Annotated in this window: 28 protein-coding genes and 2 pseudogenes; 15 read left to right on the top strand and 15 right to left on the bottom strand. The window is 68.3% G+C overall.

The features are described from left to right. Window positions 1–39 precede the first annotated feature (39 nt). The 3 genes from NMQ11_RS19515 to NMQ11_RS19505 all read right to left on the bottom strand — a co-directional run bounded on the left by NMQ11_RS19515 (window position 40) and on the right by NMQ11_RS19505 (window position 1,533). Window positions 40–678 carry a DsbA family protein gene (locus tag NMQ11_RS19515; RefSeq protein ID WP_255171787.1) on the bottom strand — a complete coding sequence of 213 codons (639 nt, stop codon included), beginning with the start codon at window positions 676–678 and terminating at the stop codon, window positions 40–42. Between the two features lie 76 nt (window positions 679–754). Beyond that, window positions 755–1,060 carry a MazG-like family protein gene (locus NMQ11_RS19510; RefSeq protein WP_255171786.1) on the bottom strand — a complete coding sequence of 102 codons (306 nt, stop codon included), beginning with the start codon at window positions 1,058–1,060 and terminating at the stop codon, window positions 755–757. Window positions 1,061–1,128: 68 nt separating this feature from the next. Continuing rightward, window positions 1,129–1,533 (bottom strand): universal stress protein, encoded by a 405-nt coding sequence (locus NMQ11_RS19505; RefSeq protein WP_255171785.1) that lies wholly within the window; start codon window positions 1,531–1,533, stop codon window positions 1,129–1,131. A gap of 323 nt (window positions 1,534–1,856) precedes the next feature. Here NMQ11_RS19505 and NMQ11_RS19500 point away from each other — a divergent pair, with 323 nt between their 5' ends. From NMQ11_RS19500 to NMQ11_RS19490, 3 genes are read left to right on the top strand one after another with little or no spacing between them, the layout of a single operon-like run. After that, entirely contained in the window at window positions 1,857–2,285 is a 429-nt protein-coding gene (locus tag NMQ11_RS19500) for a universal stress protein (RefSeq protein WP_255171784.1), read from the top strand. Between the two features lie 36 nt (window positions 2,286–2,321). Continuing rightward, window positions 2,322–2,735: a universal stress protein gene (locus NMQ11_RS19495; protein WP_255171783.1), complete on the top strand. Its 414-nt coding sequence runs from the start codon at window positions 2,322–2,324 to the stop codon at window positions 2,733–2,735. A gap of 42 nt (window positions 2,736–2,777) precedes the next feature. Next, window positions 2,778–3,977: a CBS domain-containing protein gene (locus tag NMQ11_RS19490; protein ID WP_255171782.1), complete on the top strand. Its 1,200-nt coding sequence runs from the start codon at window positions 2,778–2,780 to the stop codon at window positions 3,975–3,977. Between the two features lie 15 nt (window positions 3,978–3,992). On the opposite strand, the gene NMQ11_RS19485 is transcribed toward NMQ11_RS19490, so the two are convergent. The 7 genes and pseudogenes from NMQ11_RS19485 to NMQ11_RS19455 all read right to left on the bottom strand — a co-directional run bounded on the left by NMQ11_RS19485 (window position 3,993) and on the right by NMQ11_RS19455 (window position 10,175). Then, window positions 3,993–5,759 (bottom strand): hypothetical protein, encoded by a 1,767-nt coding sequence (locus NMQ11_RS19485; protein ID WP_255171781.1) that lies wholly within the window; start codon window positions 5,757–5,759, stop codon window positions 3,993–3,995. Window positions 5,760–5,883: 124 nt separating this feature from the next. Then, a complete protein-coding gene (gene udk / locus NMQ11_RS19480) occupies window positions 5,884–6,606 on the bottom strand; it encodes a uridine kinase (protein ID WP_255171780.1) in 723 nt (240 codons plus the stop codon). 130 nt (window positions 6,607–6,736) lie between these two features. After that, on the bottom strand, window positions 6,737–7,432 hold the full coding sequence (locus NMQ11_RS19475; protein ID WP_255171779.1) for a DUF4013 domain-containing protein: 696 nt from the start codon (window positions 7,430–7,432) through the stop codon (window positions 6,737–6,739). Between the two features lie 137 nt (window positions 7,433–7,569). Beyond that, a complete protein-coding gene (locus tag NMQ11_RS19470; RefSeq protein ID WP_255171778.1) occupies window positions 7,570–8,391 on the bottom strand; it encodes an enoyl-CoA hydratase/isomerase family protein in 822 nt (273 codons plus the stop codon). Further along, window positions 8,384–9,274 carry a 3-hydroxyacyl-CoA dehydrogenase family protein gene (locus NMQ11_RS19465; RefSeq protein WP_255171777.1) on the bottom strand — a complete coding sequence of 297 codons (891 nt, stop codon included), beginning with the start codon at window positions 9,272–9,274 and terminating at the stop codon, window positions 8,384–8,386. The genes NMQ11_RS19470 and NMQ11_RS19465 overlap by 8 nt, the downstream gene beginning before the upstream one ends. A gap of 339 nt (window positions 9,275–9,613) precedes the next feature. Next, window positions 9,614–9,898: pseudogene (locus tag NMQ11_RS19460) on the bottom strand (type II toxin-antitoxin system RelE family toxin). After that, on the bottom strand, window positions 9,891–10,175 hold the full coding sequence (locus NMQ11_RS19455; protein WP_255171776.1) for a ribbon-helix-helix domain-containing protein: 285 nt from the start codon (window positions 10,173–10,175) through the stop codon (window positions 9,891–9,893). The pseudogene NMQ11_RS19460 and the gene NMQ11_RS19455 overlap by 8 nt, the downstream one beginning before the upstream one ends. A 238-nt stretch (window positions 10,176–10,413) precedes the next feature. Between NMQ11_RS19455 and NMQ11_RS19450 the strand changes: the two genes are divergently transcribed. Further along, on the top strand, window positions 10,414–10,659 hold the full coding sequence (locus NMQ11_RS19450) for an AbrB/MazE/SpoVT family DNA-binding domain-containing protein (RefSeq protein WP_255171775.1): 246 nt from the start codon (window positions 10,414–10,416) through the stop codon (window positions 10,657–10,659). Next, complete coding sequence (locus NMQ11_RS19445; RefSeq protein WP_255171774.1) at window positions 10,656–11,042, top strand: PIN domain-containing protein; 387 nt, start codon at window positions 10,656–10,658, stop codon at window positions 11,040–11,042. Before NMQ11_RS19450 ends, NMQ11_RS19445 begins: the two co-directional genes overlap by 4 nt. A 113-nt stretch (window positions 11,043–11,155) precedes the next feature. On the opposite strand, the gene NMQ11_RS19440 is transcribed toward NMQ11_RS19445, so the two are convergent. Next, the gene (locus tag NMQ11_RS19440) at window positions 11,156–11,479 is read right to left on the bottom strand and encodes a chorismate mutase (protein ID WP_255171773.1); all 324 of its coding nucleotides are present in this window, start codon (window positions 11,477–11,479) and stop codon (window positions 11,156–11,158) included. Next, the gene (locus NMQ11_RS19435; protein WP_255171772.1) at window positions 11,476–12,348 is read right to left on the bottom strand and encodes a shikimate kinase; all 873 of its coding nucleotides are present in this window, start codon (window positions 12,346–12,348) and stop codon (window positions 11,476–11,478) included. Before NMQ11_RS19435 ends, NMQ11_RS19440 begins: the two co-directional genes overlap by 4 nt. A 131-nt stretch (window positions 12,349–12,479) precedes the next feature. On the opposite strand from NMQ11_RS19435, the gene NMQ11_RS19430 reads away from it, so the two are divergent. Both NMQ11_RS19430 and NMQ11_RS19425 read left to right on the top strand, forming a co-directional pair. Next, the gene (locus NMQ11_RS19430) at window positions 12,480–12,902 is read left to right on the top strand and encodes a DUF5796 family protein (RefSeq protein WP_255171771.1); all 423 of its coding nucleotides are present in this window, start codon (window positions 12,480–12,482) and stop codon (window positions 12,900–12,902) included. Continuing rightward, window positions 12,902–13,077 (top strand): annotated as a pseudogene (locus NMQ11_RS19425) (DUF7508 domain-containing protein); the annotation flags it as partial. The gene NMQ11_RS19430 and the pseudogene NMQ11_RS19425, both read left to right, overlap by 1 nt. 120 nt (window positions 13,078–13,197) lie before the next feature. On the opposite strand, the gene NMQ11_RS19420 reads toward NMQ11_RS19425, so the two are convergent. Then, on the bottom strand, window positions 13,198–13,332 hold the full coding sequence (locus tag NMQ11_RS19420; RefSeq protein WP_255171770.1) for a DUF7128 family protein: 135 nt from the start codon (window positions 13,330–13,332) through the stop codon (window positions 13,198–13,200). A gap of 130 nt (window positions 13,333–13,462) precedes the next feature. Here NMQ11_RS19420 and NMQ11_RS19415 point away from each other — a divergent pair, with 130 nt between their 5' ends. Beyond that, window positions 13,463–15,646 (top strand): CDC48 family AAA ATPase, encoded by a 2,184-nt coding sequence (locus NMQ11_RS19415; RefSeq protein ID WP_255171769.1) that lies wholly within the window; start codon window positions 13,463–13,465, stop codon window positions 15,644–15,646. Between the two features lie 96 nt (window positions 15,647–15,742). After that, entirely contained in the window at window positions 15,743–16,357 is a 615-nt protein-coding gene (locus NMQ11_RS19410; protein ID WP_255171768.1) for an SOUL family heme-binding protein, read from the top strand. 11 nt (window positions 16,358–16,368) lie between these two features. On the opposite strand, the gene NMQ11_RS19405 is transcribed toward NMQ11_RS19410, so the two are convergent. Continuing rightward, entirely contained in the window at window positions 16,369–17,106 is a 738-nt protein-coding gene (locus tag NMQ11_RS19405) for a protein sorting system archaetidylserine decarboxylase (RefSeq protein WP_255171767.1), read from the bottom strand. 163 nt (window positions 17,107–17,269) lie between these two features. Between NMQ11_RS19405 and NMQ11_RS19400 the strand changes: the two genes are divergently transcribed. From NMQ11_RS19400 to NMQ11_RS19375, 6 genes are all read left to right on the top strand, one after another. Then, window positions 17,270–18,079, top strand: coding sequence for a succinylglutamate desuccinylase/aspartoacylase family protein (locus NMQ11_RS19400; protein WP_255171766.1), 810 nt, complete (start codon window positions 17,270–17,272; stop codon window positions 18,077–18,079). After that, window positions 18,076–18,399 (top strand): hypothetical protein, encoded by a 324-nt coding sequence (locus tag NMQ11_RS19395; protein WP_255171765.1) that lies wholly within the window; start codon window positions 18,076–18,078, stop codon window positions 18,397–18,399. Before NMQ11_RS19400 ends, NMQ11_RS19395 begins: the two co-directional genes overlap by 4 nt. A gap of 134 nt (window positions 18,400–18,533) precedes the next feature. After that, window positions 18,534–19,307 carry an ABC transporter ATP-binding protein gene (locus tag NMQ11_RS19390; RefSeq protein WP_255171764.1) on the top strand — a complete coding sequence of 258 codons (774 nt, stop codon included), beginning with the start codon at window positions 18,534–18,536 and terminating at the stop codon, window positions 19,305–19,307. Then, window positions 19,297–20,532: an ABC transporter permease gene (locus NMQ11_RS19385; protein WP_255171763.1), complete on the top strand. Its 1,236-nt coding sequence runs from the start codon at window positions 19,297–19,299 to the stop codon at window positions 20,530–20,532. The genes NMQ11_RS19390 and NMQ11_RS19385 overlap by 11 nt, the downstream gene beginning before the upstream one ends. After that, window positions 20,529–21,743, top strand: coding sequence for an ABC transporter permease (locus NMQ11_RS19380; RefSeq protein ID WP_255171762.1), 1,215 nt, complete (start codon window positions 20,529–20,531; stop codon window positions 21,741–21,743). Before NMQ11_RS19385 ends, NMQ11_RS19380 begins: the two co-directional genes overlap by 4 nt. A gap of 63 nt (window positions 21,744–21,806) precedes the next feature. Continuing rightward, window positions 21,807–22,307 (top strand): methyltransferase family protein, encoded by a 501-nt coding sequence (locus NMQ11_RS19375; protein ID WP_255171761.1) that lies wholly within the window; start codon window positions 21,807–21,809, stop codon window positions 22,305–22,307. Window positions 22,308–22,320: 13 nt separating this feature from the next. Here NMQ11_RS19375 and NMQ11_RS19370 read toward each other — a convergent pair whose 3' ends face one another. After that, on the bottom strand, window positions 22,321–25,146 hold the full coding sequence (locus NMQ11_RS19370) for a DEAD/DEAH box helicase (RefSeq protein WP_255171760.1): 2,826 nt from the start codon (window positions 25,144–25,146) through the stop codon (window positions 22,321–22,323). Between the last annotated feature and the right edge of the window lie 6 nt (window positions 25,147–25,152).

Here is a 25,152-nt window from a genome sequence, read left to right as displayed (position 1 = left end):
ACTATCCCACGGGGGTGCCTGATACGACCGCTCACGCCCTCACTCGGCCTCGTCGACGGCGGCGCCGATCTCCTCGGCCGTCGGATCGTCGACCTCCTCGCCGTCGACCAGTACGGTCGGCGTCTGGGTGACTCCCCGGTCGTCGCCGCGGTTCCAGTCCGCCACGAGCGTCGGGTAGTAGGCGTCCTCCTCGAGGGCGTCACCGACGACGACGGGATCGGCCCCTTCGTCCTCCGCGAGGTCGACGAGCCGGTCGTCGCTCCAGTCGTCGGTCTCCATCACCGTCCGCTTGTACTCGAAGAACGCGCCGTTCGGCTCGTCGTCTGTCCGGGTGTCGTCCTGGACCGCTCGTGCCGCGTTGGCCGCGGCGATCGACCGGTCGTCCGCGGGTAGCGGGAAGTCGTAGTGGTGGTACGTCGCCCGCTCGGTCTCGAGCAGGTCGGCCTCGAGCTCCGGCATCACGGTCCGCTGAAACTCCTGACAGCCGGGACAGCCCAGGTCTTCGTAGACCTCGACCGTCACGCCGCCGTCGCCGAGCGTCGGCGTCGGGAGCTGGTCGGCGTCGCCGTCGACCCCCTCGAGTTCGTCCGGTAGCGAGGCCGGAAACAGCGCCGTACAGCCGGCGACCGCCGCCGCGGTGGTGGCGACGGTCGCACCGAGAAACGCGCGTCGGTTCATACCGGGTGCTACGGGACCGGGGACGGTTAGCGGTGTCGACCGCTCTCCATCCGGCCGCCGGGCCGTCGGCCTCGGACTACTCACCGGAGGCCGGCGACCCGGTCTCCTCGAGTCGGGCCTCGTACTTCGCCAGCGCCGCCTCGAGGGCCGCCCCGGCGTCGACGTCGACCGACTCACACAGCGCGAGCAGGGCGAACAGCGCGTCGCCGAGTTCGTCCCCCGCGATCTCGACGTCGTCCGGCGACGCCCCGTAGTCGCTCGATTCGGTGACCTCCTTGGCGACCTCGCCGACCTCCGAGGCGAGATCGAGTGCCCGGTACGCGGGCGGTTCGTCGATCCCGTGGCGGTCGACGAACGCCGCGACGCGGTCTTGCTCGTCCATCTCGCCCTCGAGTTCCGGTGCGCCCCGCAAAAGCCGTTCGATCGCTGACGGGTTCGGCGCAGGGACGACTACCGCTCGACGACCAGCACCGGCACCGAGGCCTCCTCGGAGACGCGGTCGGAGGTTCCGCCGCGAAACAGTCGCTCGAGGCGCCGCTGGCGCCCCATCACGATCAGTTCGATCCCGTTTCTGGCGGCGTAGTCGAGGATCGCCTGGTGGCGCAGCCCGTGGGTGACGGCGGTCTCGACGTCCTCGACGCCGGCCTCGCCAGCCCGGCCGGCGACGTACGCGACGGCCTCGGCCCCGATCTCCTCGAGATCGTCGAAGTCGATCCCGGGTGCGATCGCCGAGGAGTTGACGACGTACAGCGTGTGCAGCGTCGCGTCGTGAACGCGAGCGAGTTCGATCGCCTCATCGATCGCCCGTTCGGTGTTCTCCCGACCGTCGGTCGGGACGAGAATCGCGTCGTACATCGGACGTGGATTCGTGGCGGAGGGTGAAAGGATTGACTCGAGAAGTGCAAAGTCCAACTGCTTAGTGAACGTACATTCATCCTGGAGCATACGCCGAGCGAAGCGAGGCGTTTCCCCGCCGAAGCGGACGAAGTCCGCGACGGCGGCTTTTTGGCATCAACGGGTTTTGCCGGGGGTTGAGGCTGGCGTCTCCGACGCCAGCCGATGCCCCCGGTAAAAGAGGTTGCTGTACTGACCGTTACCGCCCTCGACGACTCAGACTGAAAGAAAGTCGGTTGTCGAAGTCGTGAACCCTTTTGTCGGCCCTCATCGTACGGGCCCCTATGTCGCCACGCATTCTCGTCGGTCTCGACGGCTCCGATCGCTCGAGCGCCGCCCTCCGGTACGCGGCCGAGACGTTCCCCGACGCGACGCTCGTCTGCTTTCACGCGATCGACCCCTTCGACCGCGACCCGGAGACCGACGCCGACGCGCCGGCCCCGCTGTCGAACGCTTGGCTCGAGGCAGAACGCGAGCGGGCCGACGAGCTGTTCGACCGCGCGCTCGAGGGGCTCGAGGCCACCCCCGAGGTGGTACGGGACACCCGCGTCGGCTCGCCGGCGGAGACGATCGTCGCCTACGCCGACGAGAACGACGTCGACGGGATCGTCGTCGGGAGCTACGGCCGCGGCGGGGCGATGAAGCTCCAGCTCGGGAGCGTGGCGGAACTCGTCGTCCGCCGCGCGTCGGTGCCGGTTACCGTCGTCAGGTGACAAAGTGTTATTTTCCGGACTCCCCAACGTCCGTGCATGAGTTCCAACGTGGTCGTTCCGGTGGACGGCTCGACGCAGTCGACGGCCGCACTCGAGACGGCGCTCGAACTGTTCCCGAACGCGACGATAACGCTCCTGTACGTCGCCGATCCGGTCGACGTCGACGACGACACGGCGGCGTCCCGGGAGTGGCGCACCGACCAGAAAGCGGCCGCGACGCGGTACTTCGAGGGAGTAACGTCCCAGGTCGACGCCGAGGGCCGTACACTCGAGACGGCTCTCGAGACGGGCTCGCCGTGGCGGGAGATCGTTACCTTCGCCGAGGAGAACGACGTCGACCACGTCGTGATGGGGAGCCACGGCCGCGACGGCGCGGCGCGGCTGCTGCTCGGGAGCGTGGCCGAACTCGTCGTCCGCCGGTCGCCGGTGCCGGTGACGGTCGTCAAGTAACCCGCTGGAAGTCCCTATTGCCCTGCCCGTCGTAGCCTCCCTATGTTCAGGAGCTACCGGATCGGATCGGTTCTCGGTATTCCGATCAAACTCGACGTCACGTTTCTGCTCATCCTCCCGATCTTCGCGTGGCTGATCGCCGGCCAGGTCGTCGAACTCGCGGTCGTCCTCGAGGTCGTCCTCGGAACCGACCTCGACGTCGCGGCGCTCGAGGGGACGGGCTGGATCTGGGTTCTGGGTTCGCTCGCCGCGCTGGGTCTGTTCGCGAGCGTCCTTCTCCACGAACTCGGCCACTCCGTCGTCGCGCTCCGCTACGGGGTGCCGATCGAGTCGATCACGCTCTGGCTGCTCGGCGGCGTCGCCCAGCTGACCGACACGCCCGAGGAGTGGCACCAGGAGCTCGCGATCGCCGTCGCCGGACCGGCGGTCAGCGTCGCCATCGGCGTCGGCTCATACGGGCTGTTGCTCGCGACCCCCGACGCGCTCGAGCCGCTGCGGTTCGTCCTCGCCTACCTCGCGGTAATGAACGTCGTGCTGGCGGCGTTCAACATGCTGCCGGGCTTTCCCCTCGACGGCGGCCGCGTGCTGCGTGCGCTGCTCGCACGCAACCGGCCCTACGAGGTGGCGACGGCCCAGGCCGCCCGCGTCGGCCAGCTGTTCGCGTTCGTCCTCGGGCTGTTCGGGCTGTTCACGATCAACGTCTTCATGATCGCGATCGCCCTGTTCGTCTACATCGCCGCGGCGGGTGAGGCCCGACAGACCGCCCTCGAGGCGGCCGTCGGCGGGGTGCGCGTCGCCGACGTGATGACGCCGCGGGAGGCGCTCGTGACTGTCGACCCCGACGCGACGGTTCGGGAGCTCCTCGAGCGAATGTTCGTCCACCGACACACCGGGTTTCCGGTGACCGATTCGACCGGAGTCGTGGGGTTCGTCACGCTCGAGGACGTCCGATCGGTGCCGCCGGTCGAGCGCGACGCGCGGCTGGTCCGCGACGTGATGCGCCGCTCTCCGACGACGATCCACGCGAGCGAGGACGCCATCGGCGCGCTGTTGTCGCTCCAGCGCGACGGCTACGGGCGACTGCTCGTCACCGACGACCGGGGGGACGTCGTCGGACTCGTCACCCGCTCGGACCTCGCCCGGGCGCTCAGCATCGGGATGGTCCGCGGACGGGTCGAGGACCTCGAGCCGGCGCCGGGGGTCGACGAGGGGCGGCTACCGGAACGTACTCACCGCTGGTAACGAGCCGCGATCGGACTATTCGTCCTCGCCAGCGCCGTCCCGCGGCTCTGCCCCGTCGCCTTCGTTCTCCGCCTCCGGACCGTCCGCCTCGTCCGCCGGGGTTTCGCCCGTCGCGTCCGACGATTCACCTTCGAGCCGGTCGCGCTCGCACGCCTCGAGATCCGGATTCTCGACCAGCAGATCGCCGAGCCCCGGTGTCGCGACGCCCTCGTCTTCGAACAGCTCGACCGACGCGAGCACGGTCCGGTCGGGCGGGAGCCCGAACTCCGCGGCACCGTCGACGACGCGCTCGCCGTCGACGCCGCCGACCGGTTCCGTGATCGTTCCGGGCATCCCGTCTTCGGCCTCGAACACCAGCCTGAGAATGACGTCGTCGTAGTCGCCGACGAGCCGCGCCCGGAGGCAGTCGACGAACTCGACCGGCTCGCCGTCCCGCGGCTGTTCGTCTTCCGTCTCGTCGGTTTCGCTCTCGCCGTCGTCCGCGTCCTCTTTCGTCTCTTCGGACGTCGGTTCCTCTTCCGGGTCGCCGTCGACGTCCTCGAGCGCGCGCACCCACCCCTCGACCCGGTCGCCGTCGGTGGCTCGCCCGGCGGCGATCAGGCCGTCCCGGTGTGAGCGAGAGAGCGACGCCACGACGCTCTCGTGGTCCGCGTGAAACGCCGTCCGGGAGACGGTTCCCACCCACCCGCGCCCGTCGCGGGCGCCGCCGGCGAGGATTCCGCCGGCGGTTGACTCGGCACAGAACAGCGGAGTGTCCGAGAGCGTCTCGAGCCAGCGCTGCTCGCCCTCGGCGGTGTAGGCGGCGACGAAGCCGTCGCCGTCGATGCGCGTCTCGTCTCCAGGCGGTACGTCGAATCTGGTCGCGGTCGCCCGCTGCAGGTTCGTGCCGGTCGCGCCGACGACGAGGAGGTCGTACTGGTCGCTCTCGCTTGGCTCGACGTCGTAAACGACGGTCGGCTCGTCTCCGGGAAGGGCGAACCGGTCGTCCCACCGGACGTTCCCGCTCTCGTCGAGGCCGACGACCCAGCCGTGGGCCGGTTCGGTGCGCTCGAGTTCGCACGCGCCGGCGACTACGTACCCCCCGTCGGTCGCCGCGATCGCGTTGAAGACGTCGCGCCGCGTCGTCTGCTCGAGGTCCCTGTCCGTCGCCGGATACCGCTCGTGGCGGTCCACGGCGCCGTCGTCGTCGAGCCAGACCAGCCAGCCCGCGCCACCGAGGCTGACCCCCGGCGACTCGATGCCACAGCAGAGGAAGCCGTCTCCCGTCTCCACCCCGTCGGCGAGGTGACTGTAGGCGGCCGCATTCTCGAGGTCGCCGAGGTCGTGCGTCTCGAGGACGGTGCCGTCAGCGGCGACCCGGTAGACGCGAGCGACGTCGACCGCCGTGCTGTCGTAGTAGGTCCAGCCGACGAGCAGGTAGCCGTCGGCGGTCTCGAGCGAGAAGGAGAGCCAGTCTTCCGGCACGGGTCCCGTGGCGATTTCCCGCTCCCGCGTCTCCCGCTGCGGTGGGGAGAGATACCGCTCGCTCCAGACGGTCTCCCCGCCCGGCGCGAGCGCGGTCGCGACGCCTTCGGTCGTGAACGGCTCGTCGCGGGCGCTCCCGACGGCCAGGTACCCCTCGTCGGTTCGCTGGACGTGGGCGAACGAACTCCCCTGATCGGCCACCGTCCGATACTGCCACCCGGGTTCGGCGGTCGGACGCGCCGTGCTGGCGGCGGCCGTTCCCAGTATCGCCGCCGCCGTCGCCGTCCGGAGGAACCGCCGTCGGTCGAACGCTGTCATGGCACCGGGTTGCTCGACCCGACACATCAATCATTTTTCATCCCGTGTGAACACTCACCGGGACCGACGCGGCTAGTCCGTGACTACCGTGACAGAACGGTGATACCAGTCGCGCGTCGGTCGGTCACCAGCGTTCGGTTCCCCCGCCGTCGTCCGAGCCGGCCGCGGAATCCTGTTCCGTCGCCCCCTCCAGTGACTCGCTCGCCAGTTCGTCGAGTACGTCGACGTCGTCGCCGACGAGTTCGGCCTCGACCTTCTCGGTCAGCAGGTCGATGGCCATCCGGTTTGCCCCCTCCGGGATGATGATGTCGGCGTGCTTTTTCGTCGGCGCGACGAACTGTTCGTGCATCGGTTTCACCGTGTTCAGGTACTGCGTGATGACGCCCTCGAGGCCGCGGCCGCGGTCGATCACGTCCCGCTGGATCCGCCGGAGGATGCGGACGTCGGCGTCGGTCATGACGTACACCCGAAGGTCGAGCATATCGTTGATAGTCTCGTCGTACAGCGCGAGAATGCCCTCGAGAACGATCACGTCCGTCGGCTCGACGCGGACGGTCTCGTCCTTGCGGTTGTGGATCTCGAAGTCGTACTGGGGCATCTCGACGGGCTGGCCCATCAGCAGCGAGTCGAGGTGATCCGACAGCAGTTCCCACTCGAACGCCGAGGGGTGGTCGTAGTTGACCTCCGTGCGCTCCTCGTAGGCGAGGTGTGAGAGGTCCTTGTAGTAGTTGTCGAGCGGGATCCGGGTGACGGCCTCGCCGACGGTGTCCGCGACCTCGCGCGCGACCGTCGTCTTGCCGGCACCGGTCCCCCCCGCGATGCCGATAACGAACGAGGGAATACTCATCGGTGGTACCTCGAAATCGACGGTTAAGAAGGTCGTGATCTCCGACGGATCGTGGTACCGAGCCGACAGGCCCGGGAAAACGAACCGCCACTGGAGACGTTTCCACTCCGCAACTGCGCCCGCCGTCAGCTCAGACCGCCGGCTTCTCGCGCGGGAAGTCGCCGCGGTCCTCGAGGGAAACCGGCCGCGCGTCGGCCCAGGCGTGGCCGATGATGTAGTAGGCCGTCACGAGCGCGTAGAACGAGACGACCGCGCCCAGGAAGATCCCGACGATCGGAATCGCGTTGAGCGCGCCCGAGACGGCCGCGGCGACGACGATGACGGCGAGCGAGAGCAGCCACCGGGTCGCGTAGGTGCCACTCGAGAGCACCGGCCGGAGGGTTTCGAAGTCGAACCCGTCGCCGAACCGCCGCTCCTCGGCGAAGTGAGCGATCGCCGCCGGGCCGACGTACGCCGCTGCGATGAGCAAGGCGACGGTGAGCAACCCGCCGAGGGCCATGATCGCACCGCCGACTGCGCCGGGCGCGCCGCCGGTCGCGGCCCAGACGCCGCCGACGATCACCGAGCCGACGACGAGCGGTACGAGCGCGTAGACGAGGAGGATGGCGAACGCCTTCGCTCCCTCGACCGTCATCTCGCCCCAGTCCTCGAACACCGGCGCCTCCTCGTCGTCGTGGGCGGTCCGGTCGACGACCCGGACGACGTAGCCCCAGACGACGAAGAGCGGAATCAGTAGAAAGCCGAAGGCCAGGAGCAGCCCCCCGATAACACTCGTCTTCCAGACGTCGTCACTCGATTTCAGGTATCCGATTGCTTCTGCTAACATGATCAGTTCCTCGACCGCTTGCCGAGACTCTCGACGCGATCACGTACTGTAGGCGCGACACGAGCTTAAACTAGCGACTGACACGGCTTGTCTCGAACCACTGGTACGAGGTGACGAAGGGGGACGGCTCGAGGGCGTTACGACCCCGTGAACTCCGGCTCTCGCCCCTCGAGGAAGGCGTCGATCCCCTCGTTCTTGTCGTCGGTCGCGAACAACTGGACGAACAGCTCCGCCTCGTAGTCGATCCCCTGCTCTAACCCCATCCGCGAACTCGCCTTGATGGCGTCCTTGGCGAGCTCGAGGGCCACAGGACTTTTCTCGGCCATCGAGCGTGCGAGCCCGTAGACCTCCTCGTCGAGATCGTCCTCCTCACAGAGCACGTCGACGAGCCCGATCTCGTGGGCTTCCTCGGTGTCGATGAGCTCTCCGGAGAGGATCAGCCGCATCGCCTGCCCCTCCCCGACGAGGCGGGCGAGGCGCTGGGTGCCGCCGCCGCCGGGCATGATGCCGAGGTTGATCTCGGGCTGGCCGATCTTGACGCCCCGCTGGGCGATCCGGACGTCGCAGGCCTGTGCGACCTCGCAGCCGCCACCTAAGGCGTGGCCGTTGATTCGTGCGATCACCGGCAGCGTCGCGTCGTCGATGGTTTCGTAGACCCGCGGCCGCCGGCTGGCCTCTCGCTGCTCGACCGGCCCGCGCTCGCGAAAGTCAGTGACGTCCGCGCCGGCGATGAACGCCCCTGTGCCGTCGCCACCGGTGAGCACGAGCACGCGCACGTCGTCGTCCGCCTCTGCCGTCGCGATGGCGTCTTTTAACTCCGCTCGCACCTGTCCGTTCATCGCGTTGCGAGCGTCCGGGCGGTCGATCGCCACCGTCGCGACTCGCTCGGCGTGTTCGCCGACGGACACGGACAGCACCCCGTACTCGTCCGCACGCTCCGCGAGACGGCTCTCACTCACCGTCCTCACCCCACTCGCCGCTCATCGCGACGGGATCGCCGTCTTCCCAGACGTAGAATCCCTCACCGGACTTCTTGCCGAGCTTTCCCGCACGGACCTTCCGCCGCAGTGACTGCGGCGGCTTGAACCGCTCGCCGAGTTCCTTCCGGAGGTGTTCGGCGATGTGGAGTCGCACGTCGAGACCGACGTGGTCGCCGAGTTCGATCGGCCCCATCGGGTGGCCGTATCCCTGTTTCATCGCCGTGTCGATCGCCTCGGGGCTGGCGACGCCGGATTCGACCATCCGGATCGCCTCGAGTCCCAGCGCAAGCCCCAGTCGCGAACTCGCGAAGCCGGCGCTGTCCCGGACGACGACGGGTTCTTTCTCGATTCCCTCGACGTACTCGAGCGCGAACGCCTCCGTCGCCTCGTCGGTCTGCTCCGCGACGACGATCTCGACGAGATCCATCAGGTGCGGCGGGTTGAAGAAGTGGAGGCCGACGACCCGTTCGGGGGTCTCGAGCGCACTCGCCATCTCGCTTATCGACAGCGAGGAGGTGTTCGAGGCGATCACCGCCGATTCGGGGGCGGCTGCCTCGACATCCGAGAAGACCTCCTTCTTCAGGTCCATCTCCTCGGGTACCGCTTCGATCACGAGGTCGGCATCGGCGACCGCCGCCTCGAGATCGGTCGTCCCCTCGAGTCGCTCGAGGGTTTCCTCGCGCTCCGTCTCGGTGACCTTGTCTCGGTCGACGCCGCCCTGGAGGTTGTCGCGGATGCCCTCGAGGCCGCTCTCGACGAACTCCTCGTCGATGTCTCGGAGGACGACGGTGTGGCCCGCCATCGCCGAGACCTGTGCGATCCCGTGGCCCATGCTTCCGGCGCCGAGAACTGCGATTTGCATAGTAGAACCGACTCTGATTGCGCTGAAAAGCGTTTTCCTTCGACAGATGTTCGGTCGAAATCACCTCCTCCTGTCGCTACCCGACGGTCCGGCTACAGTAGTCGTCGAAACGGTTTACACCAGGTCACAGCTGAGCAGCCAGTGTTTCTGTGCATGCGAGTCGTGAACAATCTGAACTTGCTCGCTTTATCCGTGAAATTCTTCAATAAATTCCAGCTGTCGAGTAAGACGACCGAACCTCGTGCTGATTGCTACCGGTTCTCTCACCAGTGTACTTTGTTCAGGTCTCAGACTAATGTTACAGATTTCGTCTACTTTGCCGGTTTCTGGTACCTCTACTCAGTCGTCGTCAGCGGTATACGCGCCTCCACGACGTTTGATTCGAGCAACGACCATTCGGTACTCGTCTCGATGGAAAGTGACCGCGAGACGGAACTCACCGATACGTACCTTACGGCGTGGGCTGTTCTGAAGCGGTTCGCCATAGTCTGGTGGGTCGCGCCACGGAGAATCGACGATTTCGTCGAGTTTGTCGATAATGCGTTGCTGCTCGTTCGGATTGAGTGCATTGAGGTCGTCCTGTGCTTTCGATGCGAGTTCTCACGCCCACCCGTCGTCACTCATTCGTGTCGTCAGTGCCGAATCGTTCGCGTGCTTCTTCGGCGCTCATCGTCCGTTTTTCACGGAAATCCCCCTCCGCTTGAAGGAGTGCGACAAGTTCATCGCGGTCGAACGTGGGATGTTCGACGGCATCGCGTAAGGTATACCGAATAAATTCGCTACGGCTGTTGAATCCTCGTCCTTGCCACGTGTCTTCGATCTCGTTGAGAAACGACCGTGTGACTTTGAAGTTTACCGTGACAATCTCGTCGTCGCCGTTGTTTGTGGCTGCTTCGGACATATGTACGTGTTACTCGCGTGTTACTGTAGGTGTTTCGGCGTCCGAACGCTGAAGCTATTGGCGAGAAGAAACAGTAGTAGATACGTGAAGTCCGTGCTAATTGCTACCGGTTCTCATGCTGGTGTACTTTGTTCAGGTAGCTGAGATCCACCATGGATCGGCATGAAACGAACTTCGATACACCACCACTCTCGTTTTGATGGTAAGATTCTTACTTCCTACCATCCTATCTCAATCCATGTCAACCGAGACGGACCGGCAAGGCCGGCTGTACATCCCGAAAGACGTGCGAGAAAAGTACGGTGAGAAGTACCATATCGTAACGTACGAAGACAGAATCGAACTGATCCCGGTCGCAGACGACCCGCTTGCCGCCGTTCGCGAGGCGGCAGGTGAGCTCCGCGACGCGTCGATCGAAGACGTTCGAGACGACGTCGAAGCGGAAGCCAAAACCCAGGCCCGACAGAAGGACACCGATAGATGACGGTATACGTTGAAACGGACTTCCTGCTGGCGCTCGCGAAGGACTCCGATTGGTTGCAGCGTTCGGCTGAGGAGGCGCTGGATGAATACGAAGTCGAAACGTCGGCGTTTTCGTACCTGGAACTGCTCCTCGCCCGGGAACGGTACGAGTTCGACTACATACCACTCGTCGCGAACCTCCTGGAACTCGCCCCTGTGCGGGACGAAGAAGAGAAACAGATCGTTTTGAAAGCCGTCACCTACTACGAGGAGGGGATGACGTCGTTCGACGCGTTCCATGCAGCAACTGCGGAGACACGGGGCATGGACGTGCTTTCGTCCGAAAAAGAATACGAGGACATCGAGGTGGAGAGAGTACCGTTAGAACCGACCGACGAGGAATGAACGACGCCTACGTGACGTTGGTTTCGCTACCGTAGCAAATATGGAAAGAACAGCTATCGGAAGAATACTCTGCCCCTAAAACCCCGATATACGGCTGAAATGCCCGTATTCTACTATCGATTTTCCCGTTGATGAACCTTGTTCAGTTCGATCAACAGCCGGAAAATCGCCTTGACGAGGTTTGCGTCGACGTCGAACCGATCCGCGTTCGCTCCCGCCCGCTCCATGACGCGCTCTTCTTGTTGTTCGTCCGTCGTCGGCAGCCCTTCGGCTTCCTTGACCTGCGCGATCGTGTCGGCGACGTACGTCCGCCGTGCGATGAGTTCGACGAGATCGCTGTCGATCTCCTGTATCTCGTCTCGAAGCTCGTCTAGGTCCATCTCGTCCGGTTCTCGGCCCGTCTCGTCTCGGTCGGTGTCGCGTTCGTCCCGTGTCATAGTGTTCGTGCTCCGTCGTTTCGCGTCTCTACCAGCCGCGTCGTTCCCGCTCGAGCCTCCCACCGCTCGCGGACGTCCTCGAGCGCCGTCCGGTCGCCGACGGCGACGTAGCTCGGGCCGGTTCCGGACAGCGAGACGCCGTCGACTGCGGGCAGCGCCTCGAGCAGCGGTGCCGTCGGGAACTCGAGGGCGGCGCAGAACGCGAAGCCGTTGACGGACATCGCCTCGCCGTAGCGCCCCTCGAGGGCGAGTTCGGCGATCAGCTCCGCGAGGGGGGCGATCCGCTCGCAGGCGCTGACGTCCGCGTCGGCGCTGAACGACCGCTCGGGCGGGGTGTAGATGAGGGCCTCCCACTCGACGCGTTCGCGCGCGAGCAGCTCGTCTGCGGTGTTGTCGGTAACGGTGACGCCGCCGAGCATGCTCGCGCTGGCGTCGTCGAACGCGCCGGTGGCGGTGACGCCGGCGTCGCGGGCCGCCTGCACCCCGAGTCGGCAGGCGTCGACGGGCTCGACCGCGTCCGCGATCTCGAGTGCGTCGAGCGTCGCGAGCACCGTCGCGTTGGCGGCGGCGCTCGAACTCTTCAGCCCGGAGGCCATCGGCACCTCGCTTTCGGTTCTGACGTCGGCGCCGACGGCGGTCTCTGCGAGCCCGGCGTCGGCGGCGTACCGCTCGAGGGTGCGCTCGACGCAGCGTTCGACGAGCGCGGTGTCGGCGTCGGGGTGACCGGCGATCTCGGCCGTTACCTCGCCGTCGTCGACGAGTTCGACGGCGGCCGTCGTCTCGAGGTCGATCGCGAACGCCGACCCCGTCCCGGTCGCGAGCGCGTTGAGTACCGTTCCGGCCGCGGGGGCGGCGGCCTGGCCGTTCATATCTGGGATCACTCGCAGGGAGTACTTACGGCTGGCGGTCCGTGCGGTTCTGGCCGCCACTCTCGCGGTCCCGCGGTCCGCCGGGCGAGACAAACGCACGTCTTTTCCCCGGGGCGTTCGAACCCCGTCGTATGAGCACGCGCAGTAACGTCGCTCCCAGCACGCTGTCGGTCGACCTCGTCGACGGCGGCGTCGTCGTCCAGTACCTCGACGGCCGGGAGACGTTCTACAACGGCGTTCCCGAGCGGGTCGAGGGGGCGGTCAAGACGCCCCCCGGGAAGGAAGTGCACGTTCTCGTCACCGACACAGACGGCGTCGAGGGCGTGATGACGTACGTCAACGACCGCAACACCCACAACGACATCCTCGAGGCGACCGGCGTCGGTCGGCTCATGCTCGCGCCCGACGAGCGCGAGGAGCTGTTCCCCGGTGTCGCGGTCGAAACTGAGGGGTACTCCGTTCGCGTCGAGGCGGACCTCGAGGTCGTCGACGGCCGCGTCTTCGTCTTCGCCGAGGACGAGATGAGCGAGCACGCCTACGAACTGACCGGCTGATGCCGCTTCGAAAACCCTGGCGCGACCTCGACCGAAAGACGGTCGCTCGGGCGCCGGCCCGCCCCGGCGTTTACGAGCTCGGCGCGGCCGACGGCACCGTTCTCTCCGTCGACTCGGGCGTGTTACGGACGAACTCAAAACGGCACTCGCCTACGGCGACGGCGAACGAGTGCGCTGGGAGGAGGCACAGACCCGCGAGCGGGCCGCGGAACTCGCGGTCGAGCATCGAGCGCGCCTCGAGGAGTCGGACTGAGCCGGCGAGAGCGGTCCGTGGCGTCGACGGCGGTACGCTGGCTCACTGGATGTACGACGGCTCCTCGGCGTCACACCGCTTCTCGTGTTCCTGTGCGTCCGACTGATCGTCGAACAGAAGCCCGCAGGCTTCACACTCGTACCAGGTGGCGTCGTCGCGCTGGGTCTGGACCACCATGAGAGCGTCTGCAACGCCGGTACCTAAAGGCGTTTCTTCGGATTACGCCACACGACGGCGGGCGGTCGCCGGGTCGGACGCGGCGATGCGCAGGGCAATTCTCAAGGCGACGGCGGCGAAACGATCTGACATGAGCGACTCGGATGCGGACGGCGTAACCCTCTCCGTGCGAGCGGCCGAAAAGCGCGACGCCGGACGGGGGGTCGCGCGGATACCGGAAGTGGCGCGGCGGACGCTCGGCGTGCTCAGCGGCGACACCGTCGTGATCGAGGGCGAAGAGCGGACGGTCGCGAAGATGTGGCCGGCCGATCCGACGATTCCCGAGACGGTCGTCCAGATCGACGGCGACACGCGGGCGAACGCGGGCGTTCACGTCGGCGATACCGTCGTCGTCACCGCGAAGGACAAGGCCACGATCCGGGAGGCGAACACGGTAACGCTGTCGCCGCCGGCCTCGCTTTCGGACGCCGAGTCGCGGCTGGCGGAGAGAGTCGCGAACCAGAAGCTCCGGAACCGTCCGATCCGCAGCGGCGAACAGGTCCGGATCGAGGGGGTCGCCGCCGAACCGTTCCGGGTCGTCGAGACCGACCCCGGCGGCGACGTCCGGATCACGGGCTCGACGACGATCCTCGTCTTCGACGACGGCGGGTCCGGCGAGACGCAGCCGGCGGCCGCCACCGACTCCTCGCAGTCGGACGACGAGCCGGCGCCCGAACCGCCCTCCGGGGTCACCTACGAGGACATCGGCGGTCTCGACGAGGAGCTCGAACTCGTCCGCGAGATGATCGAACTCCCGCTCTCGGAGCCCGAACTGTTCCAGCGGCTGGGCGTCGAACCGCCCTCCGGCGTGTTGCTGTACGGCCCGCCGGGCACCGGAAAGACGCTGATCGCCCGCGCGGTCGCCAACGAGGTCGAGGCGAACTTCCTCACCATCTCCGGGCCGGAGATCATGTCGAAGTACAAAGGCGAGAGCGAAGAACAGCTCCGCGAGACGTTCGAGGAGGCCCGCGCCAACGCGCCGACGATCATCTTCTTCGACGAGATCGACTCGATCGCCGGCACTCGAGACGACGACGGCGACGCCGAAAATCGTATCGTGGGACAGCTCCTGACGCTGATGGACGGTCTCGACGGCCGCGGCGAGGTGATCGTCATCGGGGCGACCAACCGGGTCGACTCGATCGACCCCGCGCTGCGCCGGGGCGGCCGGTTCGACCGCGAGATCCAGATCGGCGTCCCCGACGAGACGGGTCGTCGGGAGATCCTCGAGGTCCACACCCGCGGGATGCCGCTGGCGGAGGACGTGGGCGTCGAGAAGATCGCTTCGCGGACCCACGGGTTCGTCGGGGCGGACCTCGACGCGGTCGCGAGCGAGGCGGCGATGGCGGCGATCCGACGGCGGCCGACCGACGCCGAGGAGCGCGCCGAGTGGAACCGCGATCCGGAGGTGACGAAGGCCGACTTCGACACCGCGCTCGCGTCGGTCGAACCCTCCGCGATGCGCGAGTACGTCGCCGAGTCCCCCAACACGGACTTCTCGAACGTCGGGGGACTCGAGGACGCCAAACAGACCCTCCGGGAGTCCGTCGAGTGGCCGCTGACCTACGACCGGCTGTTCGAGGCGACGAACACCCGGCCGCCCTCCGGCGTGTTGCTCTACGGCCCGCCGGGCACCGGGAAGACGCTGCTCGCGCGGGCGCTGGCCGGCGAGACGGACGTCAACTTCGTCCGCGTCGACGGCCCCGAGATCGTCGACCGCTACGTCGGGGAGTCGGAGAAGGCGATCCGGAAGGTGTTCGAGCGCGCCCGCCAGGCCGCCCCGTCGATCGTCTTCTTCGACGAGATCGACGCCATCGCGGGGACCAGAGGGGAGAGCCACGAGGTGACCGAGCGGGTCGTCTCGCAGCTGCTGACCGAACTCGACGGGATGCGCGAGAACCCCAACCTCGTGGTGCTCGCGGCGACCAACCGCAAGGACTTCATCGACCCCGCGCTGCTCCGACCGGGCCGGCTCGACACCCACGTCCTCGTTCCCGAACCCGACCACGAGGCCCGCCGGAAGATCCTCGAGGTCCACACTCGCGGGAAGCCGATCGCCGACGACGTCGACCTCGAGGAGCTGGCCGACGACCTCGAGGGGTACACCGGTGCGGACCTCGAGGCGCTCGTCCGGGACGCCTCGATGAAGGCGATCCGCGAGGTCGCGACCGAACACGGCCCCGCGGCGGCCAACGAGCGGGCCGACGAGGTGCTGATCGAGCGACGGCACTTCGAGGCCGCCCGGGAGAGCCTCGAGGGTGAAGTGAGCGACTGACCGGGCAGCGATCGGAACTGCGTCGACCCGTCTCGCAGCCTGACCGTCACCGCGACCGGCAACGCGGTATTTGTCGCCGGCCGGGGAACGGCCCGTATGCGCCGACACCCGTACGCGCGCTGGCTCGCCGCCGCGGGCACGCTCCTCGCGGCCTGGATCGGCTGGGGACTGTACGTGCTGGCGACGACACCGAGAGTCGACTACGCGCTCGTCCGGACGATCGACGGGGTCGAGATCCGCCGCTACCCGCGGCTCGTTCTCGTCGAGACGACCGCCGACAGCGACCGGACGGCGTTCGGACGCCTCTACGGCTACCTGACGGGCGCGAACGAGGGCGACGAGGAGCTCCCGATGACGGCGCCGGTTCGAACCCACGAGCGGTCCCGACCGCCGGGTTCTGCCGGCTGGCCGGGCGCGGGTCCGGACGTGACGATGGGCTTCTTCCTGCCCCAGGAGTACGACTCGGAGGCTGCGCCGGAACCCGAAGACGAAACGGTGACGCTCACCGTCGAGGAACCCCGGACCGTCGCTGTCCGCTCGTTCTCGTGGTACGCGACGCCGGAGCGCGTCGAGCGGAACACGGGAGCGCTGCTCGAGGCGCTCGAGGAACACGGCCTCGAGACGGCCGGCGAGCCGTTCTCGCTGGGGTACGCCGATCCGCTCACGCCGCCGTTTCTCCGGCGAAACGAGATCGCGATCGAACTCGCCTAACCAACCCCGGACTACGGCGTATCGACGGCGCTCCCGTCGGTCGACTCCTCGTCGTCGAGACCGTCGGCGTCCGCGTCGAAGCCGAGGTCGGCGAGGGGATCGTCGTCCGTCTCGAGCAGCACCGTCTCGCCGGCGGTGACGGTTTCGCCCCGGCTGACGGCAAGGTCCTCGCGGTCGATTCCAGGCGGGAAGCGGACGTCGACGCGGCTCCCGAAGGCGATGTGGCCGAGGCGCTGGCCGCGCTCGAGGTCGTCGCCGGCGTCGACGTACGGGTGGATCCGCCGGGCGAACGCGCCGGCGATGAACGTCACGTCGGCGCTCGAGGACGACGTCTGATCGGGTCCCTCGCCCGAGCGTGCCGCCTCGAGGTCGACGTCGCGAAGGCGGACGTGAAGTTTCTCGTTGCGGTCGGAGTCCTTCGAGAACGCGGGCTTGTACGTTCCCGGCTCGTGGTCGAGTCGCTCGACGGCGGCGTCGAACGGGGCGCGAACGACGTGGACGTTGTGGACGTTCATGAAGATCCCGACACGCAGCCGGTCGCCCTCCGGCCGGATGACCGACACCTTCCCGTCGGCCGGCGCGACGACGCCCGTCGGCGGCGGCGTCCGATCGGGGTCCCGGAAGAACGCGAGCGTTCCGAGTCCGACCGCGAGCGCCGCGACGCTCGCGCCGACGCTGAACAGCAGCGCGAACGGTGCGACGAGCAGTGGCACGATCGCGTACCGCCAGGCCCCCGGTGCGAAGTTCATGTCCCCCACGACGGGGTCGAAGCGTTTGGCCGTTACGGAGATACGTTCCGGCGGCGGTCGACTCACGGGAAACCGCGAGGCCGTCGCGCTCTCACACCTCTCGCGTTACGTACAGTTACCGGGATGGCAAGGTGCATTAGGGAGGACGTACTTGCATCCGACGATGAGGCGACGTCGCGTTCTCGCCGCCGGTGGGGTGTTCGCCGGGACCGCTATCGCGGGCGCCTGGGGGCGTCCGTCCGGCGGTTCGGAGGCGCTCGAGGCGGCTCGAGCCCCCGCCGCCGTCGGCGACGTTACGACGAACACCGAGACGCTCCTCCCGGACACGGTTCACGAGACGCCACTGTACGAGATCGACGCGGCCGAGGACGGGCCGACAGTGATGGTGTTCGGCGGCGTCCACGGCGACGAGTACAACGGGATCGTCGTCGCCCACGAGGCGGCGAGCTGGCAGCCCGACGCCGGAACCCTCGTGGTGATCCCCGAAACCGACGTCGTCGCGGTGAAAAACGACCGGCGCGGCGGGGTCGACGGCGATCTGAACCGCCACTTTCCGCCCGGCGGCGAGCCGGAGAGCGAACTCGCCCGCGGGATCTGGGCCGCCGTCGAGCGCCACGATCCGGACGTGGTCATCGACCTCCACCGCTCGCTGGGCATCTACGGCGTCCACCAGCAGTACGTCGGTCAGGCGATCTTCCACTCGCCCGACGCCTACGGCGAGGACCTGGCCGTCGCGCTCAACGACGCTGCCATCCCGTGGTACATGCCGTTTCACGACTTCACCGCGAGCACCAGCACGATGAACGGGCCGTTGCTCTTTCACGAGGCCTACCGCGAACTCGAGGCGACCGCCTACCTGTTCGAAACGACCGATTTCTTGCTCGACCAGGAGACGATGAACGAGTGGACCCGCCTCGCGGTCGCGAAACTGCTCGAGTTCCACGGCTTACTCGAGTCGGGTGAGCCCCGATGAGCGTCTCGATCCGGCGCGTGCTCGCGGGGCCGGCGACGCTTCTGACCTACGCGCTGCTGGTGGTCCCGTTCGTCGCGGGGGCGTTCAAGACGGCCCTGATGACGCCGCTGGCGCTGCCGGGCTACCTGATCTTCGTGATCGGGACGGCCGTCGGTAACGCGCTCGCACAACGGTTCGCCTTCTGGGTGTACTGGGTGCCGTTTTTCGCCGGCTGCTACGCCATCGCGGTCGTCGTCGGCTACGGCTACGAGTGGTGGCGTGCGGCCGGTCCGGAGCCGGCGAACCCGGCCGACGGCGACCGCGCGAACGCCGGTCGGTAGCGTTCGGCGCGACGGTTCCGGAGGGGCTACGCCCTCTAGCTTCCGGATACACCGGGGTGTATGTTCGTCCAAACTGGGGTAGGCGGGTAGGAACAATGCCGCGAGGTGGGCTCCGTTGAGCCAAGACTACACCCGTGAGTATCTTTTCCCGTTCCCGATCGGCCGCGGATGCGAGCGCGAGTGAGTCCACCGATGCGGACGCCGGCCCGACGGCTGCCGTCCGTCTCGACGGCGTCAGCCACGAGTACGGCTCGAGCGGGCGCGGCGGACGCTCGAGCGAGAGCCGGTCGGTGATGGCCCTGCGGGACGTCTCCCTTTCCGTCGACGCCGGCGAGATCGTCGGCCTCGCCGGCCCCAGTGGCAGCGGCAAGTCGACGATCCTCCACGCGGTCGCCGGTCTGCTGGTGCCGACCGCCGGCTGCGTCGAACTGCTGGGAACCGACCTCACCGCGCTTTCCGACGCCGAGCGGACGCGCACGCGCAGGCGAGACGTCGGCATCATCTTCCAGCGGTTTCACCTCCTCCCGTCGCTGTCGGCCCGCGCGAACGTCGCGCTCCCGCTCGTCCAGACGGGCGTCCCCCGGCGCCGGCGCAGAAAGCGGGCGACGGAGCTGCTCGAGCGGGTCGGCCTCGAGGATCGGACGACGCACCTGCCCGGCGAGCTGAGCGGCGGCGAACAGCAGCGCGTCGCCATCGCCAGGGCGCTCGCGACGGAGCCGGCGGTGATCGTCGCCGACGAGCCGACCGGCGAACTCGACACGGCGACCGGCGAAACCGTTCTCGAGGTGTTGACCGACGTCGCCGCCGACCGCGCCGTCCTCGTCGCCTCCCACGACGACGCCACCCTCGACGTGACCGACCGCGTGATCGAACTCCGCGACGGGACGGTGGTCGCCGATGGGCGGTAGCGACGGAAACCGCAGAACACGGTGGGTCGGTCTCGTCCGGCTCTCGATCGCCAGGGTTCGGGCCCAGGCGTCGCGGTACACGCCCGGACTGACGGTGCCGACGATCGTCATCGTCGCGCTGACGGTCTCGAACCTGGTGCTCGTGACCGGGGTCGCGCTCGCGCTCGCCGACACGGATCCGACGGCCGACGACGCCGACGTCCGGATCGTCGCGAGCGGCGGCGACGCCCAGTCGTCGGTCGCGGGCGCCGAGGGCGTTCGCCTCGGCGCGGCACACGACCGAACCGCGCCGATCGCCGACCGGGAGGGCGTGACTCACGCCACGCCCGCCCTGTCCGAGCCGGTTCTGGTAACCGCTCCCGAGAGCGACCGCGCCGAGTACGTCACCGTCGTCGGCGTCGTCCCCGGGCCGGAGGCGACCACCGTCTCCGGGCTGTCGACTGAGCACCTCGAGCCGGGCGATCCACACTACGCCGACGGCGCCTACGACGGGCCGCGAGCCGGCGAGATCGTTCTCTCGACGGCCGCCGCGGACGCCCTCGGGGTCGACGACGGCGAGACGGTGGCCCTGGAGAGCGCCGCCGACGGCACGACCCAGTCACACGAGGTGACCGCCGTCGAACCCGCAGCCGAGGACGAGGCGGTCGCGCTCGTTCACCTGAGCGAACTCCAGGCGCTCACCGGCGCCGACGGCGAGGACCTCGCCGACCGAATTCTGGTCTGGGGCGACGAGGACGCCGCACAGGCCGCCGGCGAGGAGGCGTACCCGAACGCGACGGTCGAGACCGACGGCGTCGCCCTCGAGTCGCTGTTCGCCGACGACCTCGCGCTCGTGACCAGCGTGCTCGCGTTGCTGACCGGCATCGTGCTGTGTTCGCTGTTCGTCGCGACGACCGTCGGCCTCAGCGTCGATAGCGACCGGCGCGCCCTCGCCGTCCTCGCGGCGCTCGGCTTCTCGAGTCGGAGCCGGCTTGCGATCGTCGCCGTCGCCACGGTGACGACCGCGCTCGTCGGCGCGCTGCTGGGCACCGCGCTCGGCTTCGCCGGCATCGTCGTCGTCAACGCGGTGGCGACGGCGACGTTCGCCCCCGGGGCGGTGGCCGTCTCCGATCCCGTTCTCGTCCCCTACGCGCTCGTCGTGACGGTCGTTTCGGTCCTGGTCGCGCTACCGTATCCGCTCGCGATAGCCGCCAGAACGGACGTCCTGGCGGAGGTCGAGCGATGAGCCTCAGGCGGCCGATCTCGCGGGGGCGCGCCGTCGTCGGACTCGCCGTCGCCCAGCTCCGCCGGTCGAAGGGGCGGGCCGTCCTCGCCACGTTCGGCGTCGCGCTGGCGGTGCTCTCGGTGACGCTGCTGGCCAGCCTCGGCGTCGGCGTGATCGAAACAGGCCAGGAGGGGTTCGACGAGTCCGGCCGCGACGTCTGGATCACCGGCGGTCCGACGGCCGACTCGGCCGATAGCGGCGAGAACGCGGTCGTCGACGCCCACCGGCTCACCGCGGAGATCGAAGACCGGGACGACGTCTCCGAGGCGCGGACGATCGCGCTCCACGACGTTTACATCGGGACCGATCCCGACGACCGGGAGCGGCTCACCGCCGTCGGCGTCCAGGGAACGCACAGACACTTCGAATTCGAGGCGGGCGACGGGTTCGGCGAGGATGTCGAGGACGACCAGGGTCGCCTCACCGGCGAGGGGATCGTCGTCGACCCGGACGTCGCAGACCGGTTCGACCTCGAGGTCGGCGACACCGTCTACGTCGGCAGCGAGGACGGCCCCGGCCAGCCGTTCACCGTCGTCGGCGTCGGCTCGTACTACTCGCAGTTTCTCGGAGCGGAGACGGTGACGGTTCCGCTCACCGAACTCCAGGGGGTCACGGGATCGGCCGCCAGCGACAGGGCGGCGTTCGTCACCGTCAACGTCGCCGACGACGCCGACCGCGAGACCGTCCGGGACGACCTCGCTGCCGAGTACCCCGAGTACGACGTCCGGACTAACGACGACCAACTCGGCGCGATGGTCCAAGACCGGCTGCTCATCGTCGCGAGCGCGCTCGCGCTGGTCGGCCTCGCCGTCTGTGGCGGCATCACCCTGACGACGAACCTGTTCGTCCTCGTCGCCTACCAGCAGCGCGACGAACTCGCCGCGCTGCGTGCGATCGGCCTCTCCCGGGGTGTCCTCGCCGGGACGATCGGGGTCCAGGGGTTCCTCATCGGCCTCGTCGGCGGCGTGATCGGCGTCGTCGCGACCCTCCCGATCGCGATCGGTCTGAACCACGTCTCGGCGGTAACCGTCGGCTTCGAGCGCATCGTCCGCCCGATTCCGGAGGTGTACGCCCTCGGCTTCGCCATCGCCCTGCTCGTCGGCACCCTCGTGGCCGTCGTCACCGGCTGGCAGACCGGCCGCCACATCCGCCTCGAGCGCCTCGAGGCCTGACCCCGGCGCCGTTTTCGCCCCTGTCACCGCCGTCTTTTTCGTCCCGGACGGCGTGTGCCCCGTATGGCTTCGCCGCTGACTCTCTGTAAGACGGGACTGTTCTCGGCCGTCGTGCCGGGGACCGTCGCCGGGATCATCCCGTCCTTGCTGGCTCGACGGGACCGAGGGACGCTCCCGATCGGCTCGCGTCCGGCTCGCATCGCCGGCTTCGCCTCGCTCCTCTCGGGACTCGCGCTGTACGTCCACACCGCGTGGCGGTTCGCCGACGAGGGCGAGGGAACGCCCGCGCCGATCGACGAGCCGGACGAACTCGTTCGCGGCGGGATCTACGCCCACGTTCGGAACCCGATGTACGTCGCCGTCCTCCTCTGTATCATCGGCCACGGACTCCTGCGGCGGTCGCCGCTCGCGCTGTGGTGGGCCGTCGGCTGCTGGCTCGGCTTCCACCGCCGAGTGGTTGACGACGAAGAACCCCATCTCCGAGAGAAACACGGGGCGGCCTACGAGGCGTACTGCGAGGCGGTTCCGCGGTGGCTGCCTCGCGTCCGCGCTGTCGATCGGTAGCTCGAGACCTCGATCAGTCCCAGAACGCCTGCGTTCGGGCGTACTGGCGCTCCTTCGAGAGGATATCGCGGTAGAACTCCGCCTCGCTCTCGCGGTGCCTGTTGATGATCTGGGCGGCGTTGTGCGGCCCGACACCGCGAGCGGCCAGCGCGATCACGGCGCGCTTGCCGTGGCTCTGGACGAGGCTGGCCGCCCGGTAGGCGCGTTCGGTCATCTCCCGCTGTGCGTCGTCTTTCTCCTCGGCCTGGACCGCCTGGACCACCTCGTCGGCCCACGGGTTCAGCGCCGCGATCCGGGTCGACTCGCACTCGGGACACCGCGGCTGATCGGGGACCCGTCTGACCTTCGTTCGGCTCGTCCACTCCCGACAGTGCGTACACAGCAGGATCACCCGGTCGTTCTGGATGCGCTCGCGGACCGTCCGGATGACGCTCGCGTCGGCGTTCTCCGGCGCCAGTAGCTCCTTTCCCGCGGACCGCCCGCCGAGGCCGACCGGGGTGCGCCCCCGCACCGTCTCGAGGGCCAGTTCGCCCGACTGGATTCCCGCGAGCACCGCGCTCGCGCCCTCCGTGTCGAGGTCCTCGTGGAACACCTCTCGGACCGCCTCGTCGTACATCGGGGTGTCCTCGAGCGCCGCCAGCAGCCGCTCGCTCGAGAACCGACCCGACCCCTGCCAGCGCTTGAGCGCGCCGAACTTCGCCGAGACCTGCGAGAGCCGGAACGCGAGGGCGTCAGAGCGTTTGAGCCCGAGTTCGACGATCGTCTCGACGTGGGCGGGGTCGGTGTCGGTGAGCACGCCGACCACGTCGCTGGTGGCGACGTCTCCCGGAACCTCGAGTTCGATCCGGTAGGGGTCGATCTCCATTCCGACGGCGGAGCCCGACTGCTGGCCGAGCAGCGCCGACAGCACCCGCCCCAGGGTCTCGTTCGTCTTGTGGCCGAACGCCGAATTGAGCACGCCGGTTCGACCCTGGCGCTCGAGCACCAGCCGGTCGTGGGTCGGCATCGGCGAGTCGCTCTCGACGTGGTCCGCGAGCTGCTGGCAGGCCGACTCGAGGGTGTACTCGTCGGCGGGATATCGGCCGGCGAGGTCGCGGCCGACGGCGGCGGCGTCGGCCCCGGCTGCGAGCTGGGGTTCGGCGACCCCGCGCAGCTCACCCACTTCGCCCGCGACCGCCGACGGAACGGGGATCTCCTGGCCGATCCAGGAGGGGACCTCGCCGGCGGGGTCCTCGATCGGGCTCACCTTCACGCGCGCCCCCTCGTCGTCGATTTCGGCGATCCGCCACATCTCCCCGCGCTGGATGAACACCTCGCCCGGCATCGCGAAGTTGACGACGAACCGCTCGTCCAGGGTGCCGATCTGGCTCCCCGAGGCGATGTCGTGGACCTCGTAGGTCGCCTCGTCGGGGATCATCGAGAGGTTCGCGTAGACGTACTGCCACGTACCCCCGGAGGTCTCGATGCGGTCGTCGCCCTCGTCGTGCCAGACGATTCGATTGCGGTGGAGTTCGGAGAGGACGGTCCGAAACTCGGTTTCGGAAAGGTCGCGGAACGGATAGGCTCGCGTCACGATTTCGTAGGCGTCGGCGACGAACAGCGCGCCCCCGCTGTGGACCAGCCCCGGAATCTGGTTGGCGACGACGTCGAGGCTCCCCTCGTGAATTGCCGCCGGCTCGACCTCGCCGTCGCGGGCGCGTCTGGCGATCGCGAGCGCCTCGAACGTGTCGTCCGGCCGGGTCGTCACGATGGTCCCCCGAGAGACCTCGTCCTGGCGGTGGCCGGCCCGTCCGATCCGCTGGAGCAGCCGCGAGACCTGCCGGGGGCTCTGGTACTGGACCACGTGGTCGATCCGGCCGACGTCGATGCCGAGTTCCATCGAGGACGTACAGAGCAGCGCCTCGAGGTCGCCCGCCTTGAACCGGTCCTCGACGTCGATTCGGGCCTCCTTCGAGAGCGAGCCGTGGTGGACGCCGATCGGTAAGTCGAGCTCTTTGAACCGCGACCCGAGCGCTTCGGCGGTCTGGCGGGTGTTGACGAAGATCAGGGTGGACTCGTTCTCCGCGACGAGGTCGCGGATCAGCCGAACGTGACTCGCCGTGTCCGCCTCGGTCATCAGTTTCCCCGACAGTCGCTCGTCTTCGTCCGTGATTTCGGGCTCGCGAACCGTCACGTCGACGTTGCTCCCGACGTCGATCTCGCGGATCTCGGGGTCGCGCCCGCCGGTCAGGAAGCGCCCCACCTCCGAGGGATCGCCGACGGTCGCCGAGAGGCCGATCCGCTGGAACCGCCCGGAGAGCTCCCGCAGGCGCTCGAGTCCCACCGCCAGCTGCGCTCCCCGCTTCGAAGCGGCGAGTTCGTGCACCTCGTCGATCACGACGTGGGAGACGTCCGCGAGGGCCTCCCGAAGCCGCTCGCCGGTCAGCATCGCCTGGAGCGTCTCGGGGGTCGTCACCAGCACGTCCGGCGGGTTCTCTGCCTGTTTCCCCCGCCGGTACTGGGTCGTGTCGCCGTGGCGGACGTCCACCTCGAGGTCGAGGTACTCGCCCCACCACTCGAGGCGCTCGCGCATATCGCGGTTGAGCGCCCGCAGCGGCGTGACGTACAGCGCGCCGAAGCCCTCCGGCGGGTCGGCCACGAGGTGATCGAAGACGGGCAGCATCGCCGTCTCGGTCTTGCCGCTCCCGGTGGGCGCGATCACGAGCGTGTCCTCGCCGGCGGCGAGCGGCGGGATGGCGAGTCGCTGTGGCGCCGTCGGCTGCGAGAACCCGCGCTCGGAGAGCGCCTCCCGCACCGGCGGCCCGAGGTGCGTAAAGGCCGCGAGATCCCCCTGCGTCATCTGTCC

Origin of the sequence: Natrononativus amylolyticus, assembly GCF_024362525.1 — an archaeon.
GTDB classification, from domain to species: Archaea; Halobacteriota; Halobacteria; order Halobacteriales; family Natrialbaceae; genus Natrononativus; species Natrononativus amylolyticus.
This window is presented reverse-complemented; position numbering and strand designations above follow the sequence as displayed.

Excerpts from the sequence above, each read along its gene's own strand:
- NMQ11_RS19515 (WP_255171787.1), bottom strand. The coding sequence starts at position 678 with ATGAACCGACGCGCGTTTCTCGGTGCGACCGTCGCCACCACCGCGGCG.
- NMQ11_RS19510 (WP_255171786.1), bottom strand. The coding sequence starts at position 1,060 with ATGGACGAGCAAGACCGCGTCGCGGCGTTCGTCGACCGCCACGGGATC.
- NMQ11_RS19505 (WP_255171785.1), bottom strand. The coding sequence starts at position 1,533 with ATGTACGACGCGATTCTCGTCCCGACCGACGGTCGGGAGAACACCGAA.
- NMQ11_RS19500 (WP_255171784.1), top strand. The coding sequence starts at position 1,857 with ATGTCGCCACGCATTCTCGTCGGTCTCGACGGCTCCGATCGCTCGAGC.
- NMQ11_RS19495 (WP_255171783.1), top strand. The coding sequence starts at position 2,322 with ATGAGTTCCAACGTGGTCGTTCCGGTGGACGGCTCGACGCAGTCGACG.
- NMQ11_RS19490 (WP_255171782.1), top strand. The coding sequence starts at position 2,778 with ATGTTCAGGAGCTACCGGATCGGATCGGTTCTCGGTATTCCGATCAAA.
- NMQ11_RS19485 (WP_255171781.1), bottom strand. The coding sequence starts at position 5,759 with ATGACAGCGTTCGACCGACGGCGGTTCCTCCGGACGGCGACGGCGGCG.
- udk (WP_255171780.1), bottom strand. The coding sequence starts at position 6,606 with ATGAGTATTCCCTCGTTCGTTATCGGCATCGCGGGGGGGACCGGTGCC.
- NMQ11_RS19475 (WP_255171779.1), bottom strand. The coding sequence starts at position 7,432 with ATGTTAGCAGAAGCAATCGGATACCTGAAATCGAGTGACGACGTCTGG.
- NMQ11_RS19465 (WP_255171777.1), bottom strand. The coding sequence starts at position 9,274 with ATGCAAATCGCAGTTCTCGGCGCCGGAAGCATGGGCCACGGGATCGCA.
- NMQ11_RS19455 (WP_255171776.1), bottom strand. The coding sequence starts at position 10,175 with ATGTCCGAAGCAGCCACAAACAACGGCGACGACGAGATTGTCACGGTA.
- NMQ11_RS19450 (WP_255171775.1), top strand. The coding sequence starts at position 10,414 with ATGTCAACCGAGACGGACCGGCAAGGCCGGCTGTACATCCCGAAAGAC.
- NMQ11_RS19445 (WP_255171774.1), top strand. The coding sequence starts at position 10,656 with ATGACGGTATACGTTGAAACGGACTTCCTGCTGGCGCTCGCGAAGGAC.
- NMQ11_RS19440 (WP_255171773.1), bottom strand. The coding sequence starts at position 11,479 with ATGACACGGGACGAACGCGACACCGACCGAGACGAGACGGGCCGAGAA.
- NMQ11_RS19435 (WP_255171772.1), bottom strand. The coding sequence starts at position 12,348 with ATGAACGGCCAGGCCGCCGCCCCCGCGGCCGGAACGGTACTCAACGCG.
- NMQ11_RS19430 (WP_255171771.1), top strand. The coding sequence starts at position 12,480 with ATGAGCACGCGCAGTAACGTCGCTCCCAGCACGCTGTCGGTCGACCTC.
- NMQ11_RS19420 (WP_255171770.1), bottom strand. The coding sequence starts at position 13,332 with ATGGTGGTCCAGACCCAGCGCGACGACGCCACCTGGTACGAGTGTGAA.
- NMQ11_RS19415 (WP_255171769.1), top strand. The coding sequence starts at position 13,463 with ATGAGCGACTCGGATGCGGACGGCGTAACCCTCTCCGTGCGAGCGGCC.
- NMQ11_RS19410 (WP_255171768.1), top strand. The coding sequence starts at position 15,743 with ATGCGCCGACACCCGTACGCGCGCTGGCTCGCCGCCGCGGGCACGCTC.
- NMQ11_RS19405 (WP_255171767.1), bottom strand. The coding sequence starts at position 17,106 with ATGAACTTCGCACCGGGGGCCTGGCGGTACGCGATCGTGCCACTGCTC.
- NMQ11_RS19400 (WP_255171766.1), top strand. The coding sequence starts at position 17,270 with ATGAGGCGACGTCGCGTTCTCGCCGCCGGTGGGGTGTTCGCCGGGACC.
- NMQ11_RS19395 (WP_255171765.1), top strand. The coding sequence starts at position 18,076 with ATGAGCGTCTCGATCCGGCGCGTGCTCGCGGGGCCGGCGACGCTTCTG.
- NMQ11_RS19385 (WP_255171763.1), top strand. The coding sequence starts at position 19,297 with ATGGGCGGTAGCGACGGAAACCGCAGAACACGGTGGGTCGGTCTCGTC.
- NMQ11_RS19380 (WP_255171762.1), top strand. The coding sequence starts at position 20,529 with ATGAGCCTCAGGCGGCCGATCTCGCGGGGGCGCGCCGTCGTCGGACTC.
- NMQ11_RS19375 (WP_255171761.1), top strand. The coding sequence starts at position 21,807 with ATGGCTTCGCCGCTGACTCTCTGTAAGACGGGACTGTTCTCGGCCGTC.
- NMQ11_RS19370 (WP_255171760.1), bottom strand. The coding sequence starts at position 25,146 with ATGACGCAGGGGGATCTCGCGGCCTTTACGCACCTCGGGCCGCCGGTG.